At 42.7% G+C, this 20,154-nt stretch carries 14 protein-coding genes; 6 read left to right on the top strand and 8 right to left on the bottom strand.

Annotation, left to right across the window (positions count from 1 at the left end):
• Window positions 1-7 precede the first annotated feature (7 nt).
• The 6 genes from AAEY93_RS06770 to AAEY93_RS06795 all read right to left on the bottom strand — a co-directional run bounded on the left by AAEY93_RS06770 (window position 8) and on the right by AAEY93_RS06795 (window position 9,831).
• The gene (locus tag AAEY93_RS06770; protein ID WP_351075615.1) at window positions 8-1,228 is read right to left on the bottom strand and encodes a phosphoenolpyruvate carboxylase; all 1,221 of its coding nucleotides are present in this window, start codon (window positions 1,226-1,228) and stop codon (window positions 8-10) included.
• Complete coding sequence (locus tag AAEY93_RS06775) at window positions 1,225-1,878, bottom strand: condensin complex protein MksE (RefSeq protein WP_351075618.1); 654 nt, start codon at window positions 1,876-1,878, stop codon at window positions 1,225-1,227. Before AAEY93_RS06775 ends, AAEY93_RS06770 begins: the two co-directional genes overlap by 4 nt.
• Window positions 1,878-5,612: an ATP-binding protein gene (locus AAEY93_RS06780; RefSeq protein ID WP_351075621.1), complete on the bottom strand. Its 3,735-nt coding sequence runs from the start codon at window positions 5,610-5,612 to the stop codon at window positions 1,878-1,880. Before AAEY93_RS06780 ends, AAEY93_RS06775 begins: the two co-directional genes overlap by 1 nt.
• A gap of 943 nt (window positions 5,613-6,555) precedes the next feature.
• Entirely contained in the window at window positions 6,556-8,121 is a 1,566-nt protein-coding gene (gene ahpF / locus AAEY93_RS06785) for an alkyl hydroperoxide reductase subunit F (protein WP_124014135.1), read from the bottom strand.
• A 111-nt stretch (window positions 8,122-8,232) separates the two neighbouring features.
• Window positions 8,233-8,802: an alkyl hydroperoxide reductase subunit C gene (gene ahpC / locus AAEY93_RS06790; protein WP_101032920.1), complete on the bottom strand. Its 570-nt coding sequence runs from the start codon at window positions 8,800-8,802 to the stop codon at window positions 8,233-8,235.
• Between the two features lie 285 nt (window positions 8,803-9,087).
• Entirely contained in the window at window positions 9,088-9,831 is a 744-nt protein-coding gene (locus AAEY93_RS06795; RefSeq protein WP_124014134.1) for a spermidine synthase, read from the bottom strand.
• 415 nt (window positions 9,832-10,246) lie between these two features.
• On the opposite strand from AAEY93_RS06795, the gene AAEY93_RS06800 reads away from it, so the two are divergent.
• A complete protein-coding gene (locus tag AAEY93_RS06800; protein WP_351075625.1) occupies window positions 10,247-10,819 on the top strand; it encodes a mechanosensitive ion channel domain-containing protein in 573 nt (190 codons plus the stop codon).
• A 453-nt stretch (window positions 10,820-11,272) separates the two neighbouring features.
• On the opposite strand, the gene AAEY93_RS06805 is transcribed toward AAEY93_RS06800, so the two are convergent.
• Window positions 11,273-12,010, bottom strand: coding sequence for a dienelactone hydrolase family protein (locus tag AAEY93_RS06805; protein WP_101032923.1), 738 nt, complete (start codon window positions 12,008-12,010; stop codon window positions 11,273-11,275).
• A gap of 99 nt (window positions 12,011-12,109) precedes the next feature.
• Window positions 12,110-13,099 (bottom strand): 2-hydroxyacid dehydrogenase, encoded by a 990-nt coding sequence (locus AAEY93_RS06810; RefSeq protein WP_101032924.1) that lies wholly within the window; start codon window positions 13,097-13,099, stop codon window positions 12,110-12,112.
• Window positions 13,100-13,855: 756 nt separating this feature from the next.
• On the opposite strand from AAEY93_RS06810, the gene AAEY93_RS06815 reads away from it, so the two are divergent.
• The 5 genes from AAEY93_RS06815 to AAEY93_RS06835 all read left to right on the top strand — a co-directional run bounded on the left by AAEY93_RS06815 (window position 13,856) and on the right by AAEY93_RS06835 (window position 20,094).
• Window positions 13,856-14,275 carry a hypothetical protein gene (locus AAEY93_RS06815; protein WP_101032925.1) on the top strand — a complete coding sequence of 140 codons (420 nt, stop codon included), beginning with the start codon at window positions 13,856-13,858 and terminating at the stop codon, window positions 14,273-14,275.
• Between the two features lie 32 nt (window positions 14,276-14,307).
• Window positions 14,308-14,598 (top strand): hypothetical protein, encoded by a 291-nt coding sequence (locus AAEY93_RS06820; protein WP_124014268.1) that lies wholly within the window; start codon window positions 14,308-14,310, stop codon window positions 14,596-14,598.
• 97 nt (window positions 14,599-14,695) lie between these two features.
• On the top strand, window positions 14,696-15,373 hold the full coding sequence (rluA, locus tag AAEY93_RS06825; RefSeq protein WP_101032927.1) for a bifunctional tRNA pseudouridine(32) synthase/23S rRNA pseudouridine(746) synthase RluA: 678 nt from the start codon (window positions 14,696-14,698) through the stop codon (window positions 15,371-15,373).
• 100 nt (window positions 15,374-15,473) lie between these two features.
• Window positions 15,474-15,935 carry a transcriptional regulator AsnC gene (asnC, locus tag AAEY93_RS06830; protein WP_101032928.1) on the top strand — a complete coding sequence of 154 codons (462 nt, stop codon included), beginning with the start codon at window positions 15,474-15,476 and terminating at the stop codon, window positions 15,933-15,935.
• 295 nt (window positions 15,936-16,230) lie between these two features.
• Window positions 16,231-20,094 (top strand): S8 family serine peptidase, encoded by a 3,864-nt coding sequence (locus AAEY93_RS06835; RefSeq protein ID WP_351075632.1) that lies wholly within the window; start codon window positions 16,231-16,233, stop codon window positions 20,092-20,094.
• Window positions 20,095-20,154 lie beyond the last annotated feature (60 nt).

A 20,154-nucleotide genomic window follows, 5' to 3' on the forward strand; every position in this document is an offset into this window, starting at 1 on the left:
CTTTTAGTTATGCTAGCCAAAGTTCAACATCATGAATAATGAAGTTACCGTTATAGACAGGATCGGGATTACCTATGGGTTCGAGCTCAAAATAATTTTTATGCTCTTCAGCTAAACCGTCATAACCACCAATAACTTGATACAGCCAGCTTTCGGCGTCCCATTCGAGTTGTTTTTCAGTCAAATAACTTAAGGCTGATTGACGTAATCCTGAATCAATCACTTCACAGAAATATTCATCTACGGCAATTTTAAGTGGGTTTTCTGGGATATCAAAATCCTCACTGTCGCCCATCTCAAAGGTAACATTGTGTTCACGCAGCTCGGCGGGCAAGGCGTCACGGCGAATGGCTTTAACTTGTGCCACCAAACTCATCATTTCAAGTTCATGATGTGGATTAGCAACATCAACACTAGCAGGGGCTATGAGCGCTTCAGCACAATTAAATAAAACCGGAACAGCTTTATGAACCACATGGTTTTCGGGTTGGTAATCAGGATGCATGCTGGTGTGTAGTAACCAGCCTTTTAGTAATAGTGTGCGCCCTTGTATTTGCCTAAATCGACCCAATAATTCATACAATCTCGCTTGGACAATACTCAGTTCTTGGGTGCATTGGCTTAAGGTTTCTTGCAAACTGATCATCAGTAAGCGGCGCAGTTCGCGAATATCGCCAGCAATCTCGCCTAGCTCTGTAAATTGGAACATCTCTAAGCCGTTTAGCAACTCAGAAACTTGGCTTTGGGCTAATTCATTTTCACGAATTTTTGCGTTTATGGTGCCCACATAGCCAAATTCATTGTTGATCCGGCGATATAACACTCGGATAGAATAACGTAAGCTGTCGGTAAAACTGTAAACATGTTCATTTAAATCAGCTAAATAGGCTTCAGCAGCACTGAAATCGACATTGAAACGGGCTTCTTTGTAATGATCGGCTAAGGTTTTTATTGTCGCCAGTGCTGAGCCTACGTTGGCATCAATCTGCCGATTACGTTCATCGCTTAAGGCTTCTTCTAATAATGCCCGCACCGAACGCGTTAACCGTAGCTCTTGATCGGGTTCTGGGCGCCATAAAATGCCACTTTTTTTCAGTTTATCGATAACGCCAGCATCATGAGCGCTATCGTTAATCGATCCCGCTAAATATGCATCCATGATGACATCGGCATGCCGCCCGAGTTGTTTGAGCAGCTTTACCCCAGCTTGGTGTAAGTTGCTGCTCATATTAACTCCCTTTGGGTCGAGGTTTCGGCCTGTGCTTCAAGACTTAAGCCTTCGGTTTCATCAATAAAGCGGATCACTTCGTATAAATAATCTAACTTGCCAGTGGCAATATAAATCTGCTTTTCACTATTGGGTTTGGTTAAATAACCTAGCTCCACTAACCGTTTAAACACCAATTTAATTTGACCATCAACGTTAGTGCTTATTGAGCCAAATAATCGGTAATGGCTCAGCTTAGTGAGTTGCTCTCCCAAGGCCGGAGTGTCTTCAATACGCGCTTGTAAATCGGTTAAGCGAATAGGTACACCTTCGCTCAGCGGTGCATCTTGGCCGCTGGCTTCTTGCACTAATACTAGCCATTCCACTAAGGGAATAAGTCCTGCGCAAATGTCTTTAAATTGCGATGAAATAACTTTGCGTTCAGTCTCGCCTAACTGCAAATAGCCGCAAAAAAATACCTCACCTTCGCCAGCACTGCCAATGGTACGATTAATTTGGTTGAGATAGGTTTCCACTCGGTCACGAGTACTGTTGTTTTTAAGCGCACGCCAACCATCTTCATTGGTTACTCGGCAAATAAATTCACCTCGTAATAATTGTTCTATTAACGCACCCGTCCCTACTAAGGCGGTTTCAGTCGAGTCAGACATTAGATGTGCTCCTTGGCAGTGTCGGCACTATTGGTGTCAGTACTGTTCATTTCAATGCGAGTTCTGTCAGCATTCGCGCTACGCTGCGACAAACGCGCGGCTAATGGGTTGGCTTTGGGTTTAACTACTTGCAGTTTTTTAGTTTGTTTATTAATGATGTAACGGTTGGTAAACAGGTTTAGCACTTCAGACTCTGGGTTAGGGAACGCACCCAATACACTGATGTTATTGTTTTCACAGGCATCGAAGATTTTTTTCACGTTGGTGTGATGCAAAGTCCCTAACTCATCGATTGGCCAATGAATGGTCACATTGGCTTTGCCACGCAATAAACGAGTAAACGCCAATAAGAATTTACATAAAATCAAGTATGCCATACCGTGGCTAGACGACTCGTTTAATTGGCGATCGGTGCGAATAATTAAGTCGCTGTTACCTTCTTTTAAACGCAACTCAATTTCTAACAGTTTAGCAATGCCACCGGTTAACGCTGCGCGGCCAATAATCTCTAACGCACGGCGCATTGAGTTAGTGTAGTGCTCGTCTGGTAGTTGGCTAAAACCATCTGCTTTCCACGCTTTAAAGGCTTTAACAAACACTTCAAGTTCAGGCCAAAACTCAAGTTCACTAATACGTGAGCGAATGCGTACCGCCGATTCAGAGATCCCATCAAGGAACAATTCTTCACCTACTTCACGGGTAATACGCGCACTTTGACTGGCAATGCGGCGATCGATATCCGTTAATACATCATAAAACGCGCTTAAGTCGATACCAAAAATACGCCCTTGTTCACGAATGGCCATTAACGATTGCGGCACCATTACATTCAATAATTGCTCTAGTTGGGGTACCAACTTACGGTAGTCGAGCAGGCGAATACCTTTGTCGTTGACAAAACTAGACTCATCGCGGGCACGTTCCCAAAACTCCGCTAAACTTGAGCCTGATTTACTGGCAATGACCGAGTCAAAGTGCTCAACATACTGTTTCACAGAGCCCATTAAGTAATCACGTTTTAGCAATAAATCCTCGCCTTGGCGTAAACGTTCACCAATACTGCCAGTAGCGTCATCATTATTGGCGGGTAATTTGAGCTCAGCTAACTTGCGCATTACGGCGCGCAGCTTGGTGAGATTTTCAGACGCCTCAACTTGGGCGGCATCACAGGCTTTACGTTCGGTTTCTAAGCTGTCACGACGGTGTTTGATTTCAGTCGTTTTCGCTTTTAGCAGTTGCTCAAATTCCAGCGTTGCTCGCTTAACATCGGCTAATTGAGTTTGCACTTTAGGCTTTCGAACTAGCCAGGTATGTTGATACCAATCATCAAAACGCAGTACATCACTGCGACGCTGTTCGGCGTGACTAATATTGGCTTCAAGATCGCGAATTTGTTTTTTCAACGCCAAAATGGTGCCTTCATCAACACCACGAGACTTAAGCTCATTTTTATACCAGGTTTCACCGGCTTTTTGTTCGGTTTTAGCATTCGCACGGCGTTGTTCAATATTGGCTTTAATTTGCCCTAATTGATTATCAATGGCGCCGATAACCTCTTGCCAATAAGCATTTTTTTCCATTCGCGCTTCAAGCGCCTGCTCTTTTTGCTCGCTTAACCAACCAAGATGTTGATTGCTAAGTAGCTTGAGTTCGTTATCAAGTTGCACTAATCTTTTGTTCGAATCGATTTTACGATCTGCAACAGCTTGATTGATTTTTTGTTGTTCGTTGCGTTTTTCATCAAACAGGCGGCGTAAGTCTTCACGGCTATTTTTGTAGGCCGTGCGGGCAAAGGTGAGCTCGCGAGTGATGCTATCAAGTGCCGCATTCATGGCAACCAGTTGATCTTCCGCTTCGGCATGCATTTCTTTTGCACTTTGCAGTGCTTCTTCAGCTTTGGCTAGGCGAATACGTAAGTCTTGCTCTGTGGCAGCATACTCTGGCACATCAATGGCTTTAAGATCGAGATTGACCCCAAATAGCGCTTCACTGCTGTCTTTGGTTAAGCTGGGGTGTAGGTCACTACGATGTAACAGCTCTGGCGCGATAACTTTACCAAAGGTGTGTTCCCAACCTTGGGCTTCTTTGCGCAAAAACTCCAACAAGGTATGCGACTGCGGGAACAGTATCTGGTGTAGTTCTTCTTTGGCATTTTCTCTATCACTGACGCGAATACTGGAGATGCGCAGCGCTTCATTGGCTTGGTCGCGTTTGGCCCGTTGTTTACGTTCTTCTGTGGTTAAGCGGTCGACTTTTTGGTTACAGGTTTCCTGCTCTTCATCGGCTAAACTAATGCGTTCATCGAAAGTCCCTAAGCGCATTTTTTCATCTTCAGTGTAGGTAACCCCAGCCACTTGATGTTTCAACTCTGCTGCCGTTAATTTGAGTTGATATTCTTGTTCGCTAAACTTAGCTTTACCCGTATCGGTTTGCTCACGCCATTGCAGTTCTAACTTAGCAAGATCGTCATTAGCAAGCTCGCGCTGCTTATCTCGCGCTTCACGTTGAGTGTCTTGTTCAAGATGTAACACTTCAAGTTCACGATGCAATTGTTCAGCTATTTTGCTACGACGCGCATTAAAAGCGGCTTCAATGTCTTGGTGCTTTTCGGTTTGTAATTTGTGGCGCTCATTAAGGTTTTCAACATCACTGCGCCAATTAGGCAGATTATCTAAATCAGCTTTGGCTTGTTCGATGTCGGCATCTAAAAAAGCGCCATGTTGTTGTTCTATCGCATCGAGCTCATCTTCAAACTTACCTGCATCGCCTTTTGCTGCCGATAACTCTTGGTTTAACTCATCACGAACATCTTTCCACTCCTCATCTAATAAACGTAACTTGAGGTTTAATTCTTTGCCATGAGATTGGTTGCCTTCTTGACGCTCAGCTTCTAAGGTTTCATCACTTCGATAACCGCGGGATAAACTGGCTAAACGTAACTCGGCGCTTAATAACTGGTTGAACTCTTGTTCGAGCTTTTCATATTCTGGGCGAATTTGCTCAAACCCTTGCACCAGCTGGCTTTCACGGATCCACGTTTCTACTCGCTGTGGATTCAGTCTAGAAGTCGGTGGGTTAACCCCATCTTCTTCTAAAATGGCGGCGATCATTGATTTAACCGTTTCCATTTTGCCCTCTTTCGAGTGCACGGCTTTGGCTAATTTTTCAATATGACGCAAGCTATGATCGCCGTCACACAGCGAAAATTGACGCGCGTAAGTCCGCAGCTCATTGCGGTTACTGCCGGTATTTAACAAGCTGCGATCGTTTTGAATGATCGCGCGGAACTCTCGGGTATTTAACTGTTTAGAGTGTGCGATACCCTCGCGTTTTAATTCATGCCCAAGATCCCTCATCGTATGACAAATAACAGTATCGCCATTACGTGACTTAATGTATTGCTCTAGTTCAAATCCTCGCGCAATAAAGCGGTAATTGACCCCTTTACCATCGCCAGCAGAAGCTAAAACAGCTTGGTAAAGTAAACCGTCATCTTTTTGATATTCATAGATAATGTAGCTTGAGTCATGGGGTAAATACCAACGTTCAAAACTGTCACGCGTTGACGGCACCACACGGCTTGGATACTCGCCATAAAATACCGGCACCAAGCGTTGTAAGGTTGTTTTACCTGAGGCATTGGTACCACATATATTGGTGTGACCATTTAATAATAACTCGACAATACCCGGTAGGTGGGTATTAATTAACACGATTCTAATCAAGCTTGGCATGATAATCCTTTTCCAAACAGCTCACATTACAGTGACGAAGAAGCAAAATAGGGCTGAAAAAAATAACGTCTATTTATTCAATTTACGTAAAGTAAAACAAACGCAGGCTGGAGGCAATTTTCAACGACAGAAATTGGCTTTATAATACGCTAAATAATTCAAAAATGACGGCTAACAATTCAGCAAATAGCCAGAAACTGTCGATGGATAATAACTGTATTCTCTAGGGTAACAGCAACAGCGCTGAGCAGAAGACTTTTGGGGCAAGGAATAAACACAAATACGCACAGATTTCTCCCCGGGTATTATCTATGCTACTGCGCTAGAAACCAGATATTTGATGTTCGATATTTGAAGTTTGAAGTTTGAAGTTTGATATTAGCCGTTAGATATTAGCGCTTATACAAGATTATTTATAAGCTTGTAAATTGTGAGCTTGCATGGCTCTGCTCATTAGCAACCATCAAGTCCTTGCCGCCCTATACTTCGGCCAAAAATACCAAGTTATTGGTAACATGTGCAGCAACCAAAAACGCTACTTTGTGGCAGAAGTTATATTGAGTATTAGTAATAATAGTAGTAATAGTACTACTACTGTCAATCTTAGGCTGGATAAAGCATAGCACTGCGCCGGGATCTTGAGCATAGCGCTCATTTTCTGATTATGTATTAATGGCCGCATATATGGTGCTAACCGATAATTAAGCCGCGACTTTTGGCTTTTGTATTACGTCACGAATGGCCTTGGTCGCGTCTGCGGTTTTAAAGGCTAATCCAGGTACTTGATCACAACGACGGCAAAATCTTATCGATGTTCACCGGCTCGAACGATTTCAATCACGGCGTTTGAGGCCTATAAACATGAAAAAAATAGCCCGTAAATGTGGGCTATTTTTTATTGGCTGAGATAACAAAGACCTCATATTACTCAATCAACAAAACCCTATGCGGCTTTAACCTCTACTTCTTCAGAATGTCTGATAAGGTAATCAAATGCACCTAGAGATGCTGATGCACCACTTCCCATAGCGATAATAATTTGCTTATAAGGGGTATCCGTCACATCACCTGCGGCAAATACACCAGGGATAGATGTTTGACCACGGCCATCAACAATGATTTCACCACGAGGAGTCATTTCAACCACCCCTTTTAACCACTCGGTGTTAGGTACTAAGCCAATTTGGACAAAGATACCTGCTAATGTGACTTGATTGCTTTCACCTGTAGTGCGATCTGTGTAAATCAAACTGGTTACGCGAGTGCCATCACCTTTGACTTCTGTGGTCATGGCCTGAGTAATAATGCTGATATTACCCATTGATTTGGCTTTACGCTGCAGTACGTCATCGGCACGTAACTTACTGTCAAACTCAAGCACGGTAACGTGTTCAACAATGTTTGCAAGGTCGATAGCCGCTTCAATACCTGAGTTACCACCGCCAATCACCGCAACACGCTTACCTTTATATAACGGGCCATCACAGTGTGGGCAATAGGCTACGCCTTTATTACGGTACTCTTTCTCACCGGGCACATTCATTTCTCGCCAACGTGCACCAGTAGCCAATACTATCGTTTTACTGCTTAGGATTGCGCCACTTTCTAGGGTTACATCAAACAAACCGTTTTGCGCTAAACTCAGCGCGCGTTGGTTTTGCATAATGTCGACATCATAATCCTTAACATGGGCTTCAAGGTTAGCCACCAGTTTAGGGCCTTCGGTTTTAGACACTGAAATAAAGTTTTCAATACCGACGGTTTCGGCGACTTGACCACCAAATTTATCAGCAACTATGCCGGTATTTAAGCCTTTACGAGCAGAGTAAATTGCCGCTGCTGCACCAGCAGGGCCACCGCCTACGACTAACATGTCAAAGACTGATTTTTGATTAAGTTGCTCTGCTTGTCTGCCTGCGGCATTTTTATCTAACTTGTTTAGTACTTCAACGATGCTAATCGCGCCGACAGAGAAGGCTTCGCCGTTTAAAAATACTGATGGAACCGACATGATATTGCGATCGCTCACTTCCTGTTGGAAAAGCGCTCCGTCAATCATCACGTTAGTAATATTGGGGTTAATTGCTGCCATCATATTGAGTGCTTGGATCACTTCAGGACAAGTTTGGCAACTTAACGAAACATAGGTTTCAAAATGATATTCACCAGGTAGCATACGGATTTGTTCAATGATCTCCGCATCCAACTTAATAGGATGTCCGCCGCTGTGTAATAACGCTAGCACCAATGAAGTAAATTCATGGCCCATTGGCAATCCTGCAAAGGTAATATTGGTTGCAGCTTGCGGGTTGATCACGCTCATGCTCGGTGTACGCTTACCTTGCTGATAAGTGACTGAGACTAAATCCGCTGAGTCAACAATATCTTGGGCTAAGCTGGTTAATTCTTGTGCTTTGTTTGAGTCATCTGCAGATACGACAAGTTCAACTGGGCGCTTGAGGTTTTGCAGATAGGTTTTCAGTTGACTTTTTACATTCGCATCTAACATAACAACTCCTAAAAATGGGCAATAATCGATGAATTAAAAAGTGCTAGTCAGTGCCGGGGGAACACCGACTAGCTGGAGATGATATTACTAACCTAAGGGTGAACTGAGCAGTTAGATTTTACCGACAAGATCAATTGAAGGAGCTAATGTTGCTTCGCCTGGCTGCCATTTAGCTGGACATACTTCGCCATCATGAGTAGCAACATACTGTGCGGCTTGAATTTTACGAAGCAGTTCTGCAGCGCTACGGCCAATACCTAGGTCATGAATTTCAGCTACTTTCACTTCGCCTTCTGGGTTGATGACAAAAGTACCACGTAGTGCTAAACCATCGTCTTCAATCATTACACCGAAGTTACGAGTGATAGCGCCTGTTGGGTCACCGATCATTGGATAAGTAATTTTGCCAATGGTGTCTGAACTTGAATGCCAAGCTTTGTGAGTAAAATGGGTGTCAGTTGATACTGAATACACTTCAACGCCCATAGCTTGTAGCTGCTCATAATGATCAGCCATGTCGCCTAATTCAGTTGGACAAACGAATGTGAAGTCAGCTGGGTAGAAAAACACTACCGCCCACTTGCCTAATAAATCTTGCTCTGTAACGTCAACGAAAGCACCATTATGAAATGCTGTAGCTTTAAAAGGTTTGATAGTGCTATTGATGATAGATTGTGTCATGTCATGCTCCATTTAGATTTACATTAAACCCGATACCAATATGGTTTCGGTGATGATAAGCAAACTGTGCTCGTCATCTGATGTAGCCATAATAGCGATGGAGAATCATTAAGTATAACGAATAAAAACTATCACCTTAATCGGTTTTTTGCATTAGACTATTTTTTTGAAAGCATATGTTTTGAGAGCATATCTTGGGCGAGATATATTAATCGTCAAAACCGACTAACGTCATAGGGCGATAGTCGGTTAATAATGTCGATTAATGATATTTTCAGGTGAGACTTATTCCCAGGGGCCGAATCGAGTTAGCACTCGGCTAATATTGATATCGAGCTTTTGTGAAAGCGCTTGCAGCTCTTGCTTATTATTGGCGGCAGCAAAACAATTGGCTTTATTGGTGGCAAACACCACCCAATTTCCACCGCCGGTTAAACAGGCAAAGACCTGGTTAAAATGCTCATGAAGAGTGTCACGCAATTGTAAATCTCGGCTGTGCTCTTTCCAACAATTTAACACTAAAAAACCATCGGTTTTAAGTAGCGATTTTGTTTGCTCAATAAATTGGCTGGTCAGTTGTTGCTTATCGACACCTTTGTCACTGTAGATATCGGCAAAAATCACATCGACTTTTTTGTGATCTGCTTGGGCTAAAAACACATAAGCATCTTGATGCACGACAGTGAGTTTTTTACTCAATGGCAGCTGAAAAAAACGCTTAGCGACTTCAATCACTTGTTGGCGCAATTCAACCGCGGTAATTTTAATCGCCGCATCAAAATGCCTGAGTGAATGCACTAATGCCCCACCCCCTAGACCTAAAATAATCACACTTTTGGGTTGTGAGAATAACAGCACAGCCAACATGGCCTGAACATAAGTATGTTGCGGTACATGAGGTTGACTCTTATCCATTTTACTTTGTTCATCATTATCACCAAATGACAACACCCGATAGTCACCATCATCGAGTACACAAAAATCACCCAATCTATCACCGTCGACGTGCAATACTTTATAATCAGACATACTTCACTCTGTGAGGAGTCTTGCCTATATACCCGTTCCACTTGAAGATGCTCGTTTCAGGAAACCTGAGCGAATCATAATCAAGGCACATTTTTTTGTTAAGGGTTGTTCCCTTAAAAACAAATGTAACGATGAGTATGTTTTGCTCAGGTTTCCCCAAAGGGCTGGTTTATAAACGCTTTATGCTACGTTATTGATTTCGACAATAGAATAACTATTCTCTTCAATCAATGCCTTGCCTAAAAGCGTTTATAATTCCAGCTGAATCCTGCATTTTCAGGTGGAACGGGTATACATGGCAGCAAGATTTTTCTACTTTAAAACCTTATTATACCCCAGAACGCACTAGGACGTGGCGGCGAAATTGTGCCTTCGCCACTCCATTTTAATCACCATAACCAGATAGGAAATCGACATGCTTAATCATTTATTGATGATCATTGTTTATTTGGCAGTGTTCTTTGTTGCCCAACGTCAGCTCAACAAATGGATCCATCTGCAAGCAGAAAAGAAACAAGTCAGCGAAGTTCGTAGTCGGCTCATTTCTCGTTTAATTTCGTATTTATTATTTTTTGTGACCTTGTCGATCATGGCGGTGTCACTGGGTTTAGGTTATCAAGAGGTATCGCTCTTTGTGTCGTCGGCCTTTGCAGTATTAGGCGTGGCCCTATTTGCCCAATTTGCCCAATGGTCGATATTGAGCAATATCACCGCTGGCGTATTGATCTTTTTTGCGTTTCCTTACCGTATCGGCGATCGAATAAAAATAGTCGATAAAGAAGAAAATATGAGTGGCATTATTGTCGAAATAAGTTTGTTTCACGTATTGATCAAACGCGATGTCGGCGATGTAATGACTTACCCTAATAGCTTAATGCTCCAAAAAGCAGTGATTAAATTGCCCGAACCTCGAACGGCTAATACGTTTTCAACAAGCAACAAAACCAAAGCAAAGATTAATGCGAACCGGGCCAAATGGCTTAAGTAATCCCGAGGCCGCCACTTGATGATCTATACCCAAACGACCTCGATATGCTAGATCCAACATGTCGAGAAGTGACAAAATTCAAGGTTCTAGGAATAGCGCGCCTACGGCTGCTAGAGCGACCTTCGGCCGGCTAGGTTCGGGCTGTTTCAGACAAGATAGCAAGCGATAACAAGCGAACGCTGCGCTCAGGGATGGGACAGCTTCGCTGCTAAGATTTTATAGCATCTAGCCGCGAAGCGTCCTAGCAGCGCAGCGATCTAGGCTCTTGCTATAAGATTTTATAGCATCTAGCAGCGAAGCGACCTAGCACCTAGAAATAGTGATCTTAAACAGAGCGACGCCATTGTGTTCAATCACTGCCTTGTTCCGTTATCCTACGGGAGCTCTGAAACGAGCATGTTGAAGTGGCTTGGCTATATGTGTACTTAAGCTCAACGCAGACATGCAATAAGACTAGTTTAATACTCGATGAAAAAACGCCACGGCTTGTAAGTACATTTGCAAGGCTAAAGCGGCATCAAAACGTTCACCTTCATCGCGCATAAAAGCATGCTGGGCATTGACTTCAAGCCAAGTAAAGTTTGCATTCACCTGTTCAAGTTTTTGGTAAATAAGCTTACGGCCTTCTTTACTGACATGGGGATCTTGTTTACCAAAGACCATCACTAATTCGCCTTTGATGTCATCGGTACGGGTGAGTGAATCATTACCGACTGCACAAGGTAAGGTGTTTGAGTGGATATCGGTTGGGTACAAACAAAAAGCGCCACTGATGTCTGGATTTAATGCCGTACGATAAGCCAAATGGCCGCCAAGACAGACCCCCATCGCGCCCACTTTGTCACTGCAAAATGACTGAGCTCGGGCAAAATCGACTAGTGCTTGGGTGTCGCTGTCATGTTGCTCTAAGGGTTTAGCCCACTTATCTTGATTACCCTTATCTTTTCCGGCTTCATCATAAGCCAGTACCGTCCCAATAGGATTGAGCTCATGAAAGACTTCTGGTACCAGCACCACAAAACCATGCCCAGCCATAATTGTGGCAGAACGGGCTATCGGCGCAGTTTGCTGGAATATTTCTGAGTAGAAAATAATTGTCGCGAATTGGCCTTTAGTATCCGGGCGATAAAGCGTAGTGCGCATTAGGCCTGTGGCGGTTTTAATATCGTGAATTTCAGTGGTTGTAATCATAATATTCCAGTTATTTTACACTATCCCTAATACTGATTATGGCTGCTAAATGTTAAAATTGCCTATGTATTCACAGCCATTTCAGTTAACTCGAACAAATTAAAACAGCTCGTTATTACAAACTTGCCCAGCCGTCAACTGAGTCACATTGGTTAATGTTGTTGAAGCAATCGCGTTGAGAGCTTCTTCCGTTAAAAAGGCTTGGTGGCCAGTAAAGATCACATTATGACAAGCAGATAAGCGACGGAAGATATCATCTTGAATGATTTCATTTGATTTATCTTCGAAAAACAGGCCTTTTTCATTTTCATATACATCAAGCCCTAATGAACCAATCTGGCCATCCTTTAACGCTTCCATCGCGTCAAGTGCATCCAATAAGCCGCCTCGACTGGTATTAATCACCATCACGCCTGGCTTCATTTGACTAAAACTGACTTTGTTAAGTAAATGATGGTTATCTTTGGTTAACGGGCAATGCAAACTGATAATGTCGCATTGTGGGTACAGCGTATCTAAATCAACATATTCAACACCAAGGTCGACTATGACTTGATTAGGGTATGGATCATGGGCAATCACTTTACAGCCAAAGCCTAATAATATTTTAATGGTGGCTAAGCCAATTTTGCCCGTGCCTATGACTCCAACTGTTTTGCCAAACATATTAAAACCAACTAAACCCGATAAGGCAAAGTTAGCGTCACGAGTACGTTGATAAGCTTTATGAATTTTACGGTTTAATGTCAACATCAGGGCCACTGAATGCTCAGCGACTGATTCAGGTGAATAAGCAGGCACATTGACCACTTTCATCCCTAAGCGCTCTGCTGCCACTAAGTCGACATTATTAAACCCCGCACAACGCATGGCGATTATTTTTGTACCCCCTTTTGCAAGCTCAACTAATACCTCTTCGCATAAGGAGTCGTTGACGAATGCGCACACGACTTCATAGCCTTCGGCTAATTTTACGTTTTGCATGCAAAGTCGATAATCAAAGTATTCAATATCAAGATTAAAGGTGTCGTTAATACTATTAAAGTGACGAATGTCATAAGGCTTTGCGCTAAAAAATCCAATTCTCATAAGGTTCCAAATGCGTTAATGGCGCTACCGCGATCGTTTATAACAATTTACCGCAATAGTCGCGCTCAAAACAGGGGTTAATTGTATGTGAATTAACGGTTATTGTCGTCAATATCACAGTGGATAAAGATGAAATTGTGATCCACATTACCCCTTATGGATAGCACCGACAATAATAACGCGGCGATATTGTTTGCGTGATTAACGCCAATGAAAAAGCCTATCGATTGGATTGGATCGCGTCTGTCATTGCAATATCTAACCGCAACGCTTTTTCCGACTGGAGGTAACGGATGATACTTAATGCTCTTTAGCAAACATAACCGCTTGTTCACCTGCAATACGTCCAAAGATCGCAATATCATAAATGGCATTACCAACTAACCGATTCGCGCCACAAACAGCTCACATCATGTCAGCCATTTAGGATAAAACTCAGCCCCCGTTTTCTGGCGCCGCATTGGCTATCCCCATGACACAACCGGACACTAAAAAAGCCAGCACGGATGTGGACCATTGGTTCATCAACCTATTCTCAGTTCACTCTATTTGCAATGATTAAACTAGCGCCGATCTAAAGAGGTATGCCGTTGGCAAGAACACACCACAAAAGCCATCCTCTGCGGAGAGTTAATGCTATCAAGACTGAATAAAATGAGTAATGACACTGATATTGGAAAGAACTGCTGCTCATATCACTGTTTTTATGCATTGAAATTGTTAATGTTAGCGTAATGTTAATACTCTAGCGAAACTATGAATCATAAAAAAGATTTGCCTGTATCAAGCCTTCGATTTTGGATTGAACGAATAAGTAAAACCTCACTCAGGGCTTTACATATTATTGGGGTCGTGGGCAGTGGTGGTGGCATGATCTTCAATCTTGAACTATCTCTGTGGTTTAATTATTGGCTTATCGCAATCACATCTGGCGTATTATTAGTGAGTTGGGAGATCATTAGAGATTGGCGGTGGCTAATTCAACTCAAAGGAGTGTTAACCTTACTAAAAGTTATACTGTTAGGATTGTTTATTCAACTAAGCGAATGTAAATCGGAATTAGTCATCTTTATTATTCTATTATCTGTTATTGTATCCCATGGACCGGCTGGATTACGCCACTACTCGATAGTGCATCGGAAAGTGATTCAGAGCAAAAAAGAAATAAAAGGCTAACTTGCCACAATAGATGACTTTAAGGACATGGGATGTTCCCTTACCCAGATCAATATCGCGTTGCAATGCCGCCAATGACTACCGCTTTTATGGTGGTTTGGGCACTGACTAGTCACGCCATTTTTGTCGATGCTAGTCCGTTTTCACTCTATCCACTGCTGGTGCTATTTCCCGCAGTCATAGGCGCGCACCTGCATTTAATTTGGCTAGCAAAAGGCATGAGTCGTCTTGATCAATGTTTTTATGCATTGGTGCATATTCCGCTCGCGTTCGTAGTGTGGACATTCACCATCATGCACGTCAACGGCCATGCATTCTCTTAAATCGACGCTTTCGCCTTATCAGTAGTATATAATTCAATGCTTACACATCATAAGCCCTAACGGTCTCTCTGCCGCGAATTGAATCACGAGAACAACTATGGACGATTTCATTTACAACCCTCCAACCACTCCATGGCTAGATATTGTATATCAAGACAAAGATATTCTTGTCGCAAATAAGCCCTCAGGACTGCTATCGGTTCCAGGAAGGGAAGCCATTTACCATGACAGTATTTATTCTCGTGTTTTAGCACAACATCCTAATGCCCACATTGTGCACAGGTTAGACATGGCAACCTCAGGGGTCATTGTCGTCGCACTTCGGCGCAATGCTGAGCGTGAATTAAAACGTCAATTTCGGGATAGAGAAACTGCCAAAACCTATTTTGCTCGCGTTGCTGGCCATATGAAGCCTAATATTACTCAAGTCAATCTGCCTCTGATTTGCGATTGGCCCAATAGACCCAAACAAAAAGTTGACCATACTATTGGTAAGGCTTCTGTGACGTTAGTTGAAGTCGTAAGCTATGGCGCTAAATCAACACTCGTGAAACTCACTCCTATTACTGGACGTTCACATCAACTTCGCGTCCACATGATGGCATTAGGCCACCCGATCCTTGGTGATGGATTTTATGCCGATCCTTTAGCAAAAAGATTATCACCTCGACTACTTCTGCATGCGGCAGCATTATCAATCACTCACCCTTACTCACAACAAGCAATGCATTTTGAATCCGCCGTCACGTTCATGGCCCCTACGGCAGATCAATAGTAAAATTAAACATTGTTAATACCCATGCGAATTTTAGTAGCTATTGTGCATTGAAAGTCGTAAATTTATGGCCAATTAATGGTTTGTAAGGCTTAATACCGTGGATAGCTCATTTCAACGTGACGAATTAGACAATCGGATTCTTACCGCACTTATGCAAGACGCCAGAACACCTTTTGCGGAACTGGCAAAACGTTTTAATGTCAGTGCAGGAACGATTCATGTTCGCGTTGAAAAAATGAAACAAGCTGGCATTATTACTGGCGCACAAATCACCGTCAATCCAAAGGCACTCGGTTATGATGTTTGCTGCTTTATCGGCATCAATTTAAAGAGTGCTGGCGATTATCCAGCTGCGATTGCCAAGCTAAATGAATTAGAAGAAGTAGTGGAAGCCTATTACACCACCGGAAATTACTCGGTATTTGTAAAGGTAATGTGCCAATCTATCGATGGATTGCAGCATGTATTGATTAATCGTATTCAATCTATTGATGAAATCCAGTCAACCGAAACACTTATTAGCTTACAAAATCCCATCGTAAGATCAGTAAAGCCATAGACTATGGAGGGCTTTACTGTCCTCCAGCACCACACCCCCTCCAATAATTGTCAAACCTCACAAATCAGTATCAGACCTACATCACAAATTTACACACATATGTTAACAACTATTTACTGCATTATTGGGTTTTGGTATTACTTTTGTTATTTTTTTGTGCTACAAATACTTCCGATGCGCCACAGAGTGCAACACAAAAGCGAAAATAATCTAAACATCATCACTGAATATTCATCGTGTTACAGCGATACCCCACCCCCCACATTGAGTGATGTCTAAAAACAAGGAAGAAGTTGTGAAGACAAAATTAGCCCTAGCCATTTCAGCTGCACTGATATCAAGTGCTACTTATGCGAATACACAATATAGCTCTAACCAAGCAGGCATTGAACTTCTGTCAGCTGAAAAAAACAACAAACCAGTGGTCAAATATAACAGCGTCGTAGCTCCTCAACGTTATATTGTCGAATTAGCGTCGCCTGCAATTGCAAAATATCAAGGTGGAATTTCCACTTTAGTCTCAACAGCGGTTAAAGACAAAAACAGCAAACTAGACATTCAATCAGCTCCAGTTAAAAGCTATGCATCTCATCTGAAGGCCGAACAAGCTGCATTTACAAAAGCCCTTTCAAAGGTTGCTTCAAATGCTAAAGTTGAGCGTCAATTTAAGACATTATTTAACGGTGTAACTATTGTTGGTCAAGGATTAACCGTTGAACAGATTATGGCTATTCCAGGGGTTATATCTGTCTATCCTGAAGCTATGTACAGCACTAACATGGATGCTTCACATGAAATAATTAACAGCGAAGCGATGTGGAATGCTGTTGAGGGCATGGAAAATGCTGGTAAAGGTATTCGTGTTGCCATTATTGATGGTGGTATTCGTCCTGAAAACCCAATGTTCTCAGGAGAAGGTTTTGCCGCTCCTACAGCTATGATGCCAACTGATGACTACTGCTCAACTGTGGATAGTTCATTTTGTAACGATAAACTCATTGTTGCACGTTGGTCACAGCCTACATTCCCTGTATGTGCAGATGAATACATGAGCCCATTAGGGTTTGGTGGTCACGGAACTCACGTTGCAGGTACTGCTGTTGGTAATAAAGTAGAAACAACATTTAAAGGCATTGACGTTACATTATCGGGCGTCGCTCCAGCCGCGTATTTAATGGCATACAAAGCACTTTATTCTACAGAAGACTGTAGTGGTGGCAGTGGTTCTAACATCATGCTGATGGAAGCATTAGAACATGCCGTTAATGATGGCGCTGATGTTATTAACAATTCATGGGGTGGTGGCGCTGGCGCAGATCCTTCAAGTAGCCCATACAAAACAATGTTTGAAGCTGCAGAAGCTGCAGGTGTTGTGGTTGTAAGTGCCGCTGGCAATGATGGTAGCGCCCCTAAAACGGTAGGTTGCCCTGGTTGTATTGAGTCAGGTATTACAGTTGCTAACAGCACGACAGGCCGTTACTTTGCTAACAGCTTTAATACTGGTGGTGATGATTTATTAGCGATTCCTGGATCAGATACCATCATTGATATGGACATCTCTGGACCAGTTATTGCTGCATTTAATATTGATGCTGAAAACGCTGAAGGTTGTGATGTATTTGCTGCAGACTCATTTAAAGATGGTATTGCACTAATTTCACGTGGCATTTGTAACTTTAGTGACAAAGTGACTAACGCTGAAGCTGCTGGCGCAACTGCCGTTGTTGTTTATAACAACCGTACTGGTGCACCTATCCCAATGTCAGTACCGGGTATTACCTTCCCATCAGTTATGATTTCCCAAGATGACGGCATGGCGATTCTAGATTCAATGGGAGACAGTGCGACTCAAGGTACTATTGGCGCTGAAATTAAGCGTATTATGGTTAGTGGTCTTGCCGATACAATCAATCAGTCTAGCTCTCGTGGTCCAAATGGCAATGAGAACATTCTTAAGCCTGATCTAGCGGCTCCAGGAACTAACATTTTATCGGCTTTCTCACCTGATGACGGTGGAGAAGACTTTAATATGATTACTGGTACGAGTATGGCTAGCCCACATGTTGCAGGTGCTGCTGCACTTTTAAGTCAACTACATCCTACATGGTCAGCAATTGATATTAAAACAGCGCTGACATCAACATCTAAAATAGATGGGATTTTAGATGACGACGCATCTACACCGGCAACACCTTTTGCCATGGGTGCAGGTCGTATGGATCTCGATGCAGCAGCAAAAGCAGTATTAACGTTTGATAAGCCTTCTATCGCTGCTGACTCGTGTGTAGGTATCTGTACATTTACTCGTACGGTTTACAATAAAAGTGATGAAAAATCATCTTGGGCACTTTCTGCAAGTTCTGATGCTGCAGGCCTAATGATTTCACCAACAACGCTTGAACTTGAAGCCGGTGCATCTGCAACCTTCACCGTCACTGTTGATTCAACATTCAGTGAATATGGTGAGTGGATATTCGGTAATGTCATGATCTCTAGCACTGAAGGTAAGCAGAATGCTCATCTTCCATTGGCGGTACTCGCTAAAGAGTCAAGTGATTCATCATTAATCTCAGCGTTTACAACTGACACTGATATTTCTGTTGCTGATCCTTTCACAATAAAATCTGTTGTGAATAACACTATGTTTGAAAACACGGTAACTCTGACGGCTACGACTCCTAAAGGCACTAAGCTTACATCAAAAGATGATGTATCTGTGGTCCTGAACGGCGCCTCGCAAAATGGTCTATCTGTTGATGAAAAAACTGGCGTAGTCACTTGGGTTGGTTCAATGGACTTACCTGAAATGGTCACGACTAGTGGCACAGGTACATATCCTAATATTACCGCTCTTGGCTTAAGTCAAACACCTGCTTGTTTAGACGGTTGTGATGAAACTTCATTTGTATTTAACGTACCGGCATTTAAATACAATGGACAAACTTATACCGCAATTACTATTTCGGATAACGGCATAGTCATTCCTGGTAATAGTTCAACAGCAGGCACTTATGCTAATAAAGAACTACCTGATAGCTCAAATCCAAATAATATCCTTGCACCATTCTGGTCAGATTTTGATTTAAGTGATGGTACAGTTGGCGATACTGGTGGTGGAGCAATATCTCTTGGTGTCGTGAGCACTGGAACAGCTTCATTCTTAGTTGTTGAATGGAATGATGCGCAACTTTGGAACGATGCTTCTGGAGATAAATACAGCTTCAGCGTGTGGTTAAAAACGGGCGATACTGAAGAAGTCACGTTTAACTACTTCGATATTCCTGGTATGCCAGCTAACGTAACCATTGGCGCTGAAAACATCAGTGGCAGTATCGGAACAACTCATTACTTCAATGGTGTTGGTTCTGCTGTTACAAATGACGACTATGTAGACGTTAAATCAACCACTGCAGGAAGTGTTGAGCTTGCTTATAAAGCAATGGTTACTGAGTTTAGCTTCGGCCAAGCTGACGCCCCTTCACTTGATGAAGATACTTCTATGGAAGGTAATGTATTAGATAATGATACTAAGCCAGACCAAAAAGTCGCTCGTACTCAAGTAACCGGTGATGGTATGACAGCTAAGGCTCAACGCTTAATCGATGTGTCTCCTGTTGGACAATTAGACACTGTTGTTCTTGTTGATGAAGTGACTAATGGTGAACTCACCTTAGCAGCAGATGGTGCATTCACTTATACACCAACAGCAGACTTTACTGGCACGGATACATTCTCTTATACATCAACTGATGAAGAAGGGAATTTGAGCACGCCTACACAAGTTGCTATTACTGTTAATAACGTTAATGATGCTCCAACGGTTGCGCCTTCAGGAATGAATAGCGCTGGTGGATTCGTAGTAACAGCAAAAGCAAATGGTAAAGACATCGATGGTGATGCTTTAACTTATAATTGGGTTCAAACTGGTGGTAAGAGTGTTAGCTTTACCAACGGTGGTCCATCAATTCTGTTTACTGCTCCAGTTGGTGATGACACCTTCACGTTTACCGTAACCGCATCAGACGGTGAAATAACAAGTGCACCGGGTACAGCAACCATTAATATCAACGAGGAAGTAGAGCAATCTTCTGGTGGTTCTATGGGTTGGTTAACGGCATTATTACTACCATTAGCTGCATTACGTCGTCGTAAGCACTAATAATAGTAATCATTAATTTGGCCTTGCCAAAATGATGTAAAAAAAACCAGCTTTTAACAG

Source organism: Shewanella sp. CAL98-MNA-CIBAN-0140, assembly GCF_040309905.1.
Classification (GTDB): Bacteria; Pseudomonadota; Gammaproteobacteria; order Enterobacterales; family Shewanellaceae; genus Shewanella; species Shewanella psychromarinicola.

Excerpts from the sequence above, each read along its gene's own strand:
- AAEY93_RS06795 (WP_124014134.1), bottom strand. The coding sequence starts at position 9,831 with ATGTCTGATTATAAAGTATTGCACGTCGACGGTGATAGATTGGGTGAT.
- AAEY93_RS06770 (WP_351075615.1), bottom strand. The coding sequence starts at position 1,228 with ATGAGCAGCAACTTACACCAAGCTGGGGTAAAGCTGCTCAAACAACTC.
- AAEY93_RS06775 (WP_351075618.1), bottom strand. The coding sequence starts at position 1,878 with ATGTCTGACTCGACTGAAACCGCCTTAGTAGGGACGGGTGCGTTAATA.
- ahpC (WP_101032920.1), bottom strand. The coding sequence starts at position 8,802 with ATGACACAATCTATCATCAATAGCACTATCAAACCTTTTAAAGCTACA.
- AAEY93_RS06780 (WP_351075621.1), bottom strand. The coding sequence starts at position 5,612 with ATGCCAAGCTTGATTAGAATCGTGTTAATTAATACCCACCTACCGGGT.
- AAEY93_RS06805 (WP_101032923.1), bottom strand. The coding sequence starts at position 12,010 with ATGATTACAACCACTGAAATTCACGATATTAAAACCGCCACAGGCCTA.
- AAEY93_RS06810 (WP_101032924.1), bottom strand. The coding sequence starts at position 13,099 with ATGAGAATTGGATTTTTTAGCGCAAAGCCTTATGACATTCGTCACTTT.
- AAEY93_RS06815 (WP_101032925.1), top strand. The coding sequence starts at position 13,856 with ATGAATCATAAAAAAGATTTGCCTGTATCAAGCCTTCGATTTTGGATT.
- ahpF (WP_124014135.1), bottom strand. The coding sequence starts at position 8,121 with ATGTTAGATGCGAATGTAAAAAGTCAACTGAAAACCTATCTGCAAAAC.
- rluA (WP_101032927.1), top strand. The coding sequence starts at position 14,696 with ATGGACGATTTCATTTACAACCCTCCAACCACTCCATGGCTAGATATT.
- AAEY93_RS06800 (WP_351075625.1), top strand. The coding sequence starts at position 10,247 with ATGCTTAATCATTTATTGATGATCATTGTTTATTTGGCAGTGTTCTTT.
- AAEY93_RS06820 (WP_124014268.1), top strand. The coding sequence starts at position 14,308 with ATGTTCCCTTACCCAGATCAATATCGCGTTGCAATGCCGCCAATGACT.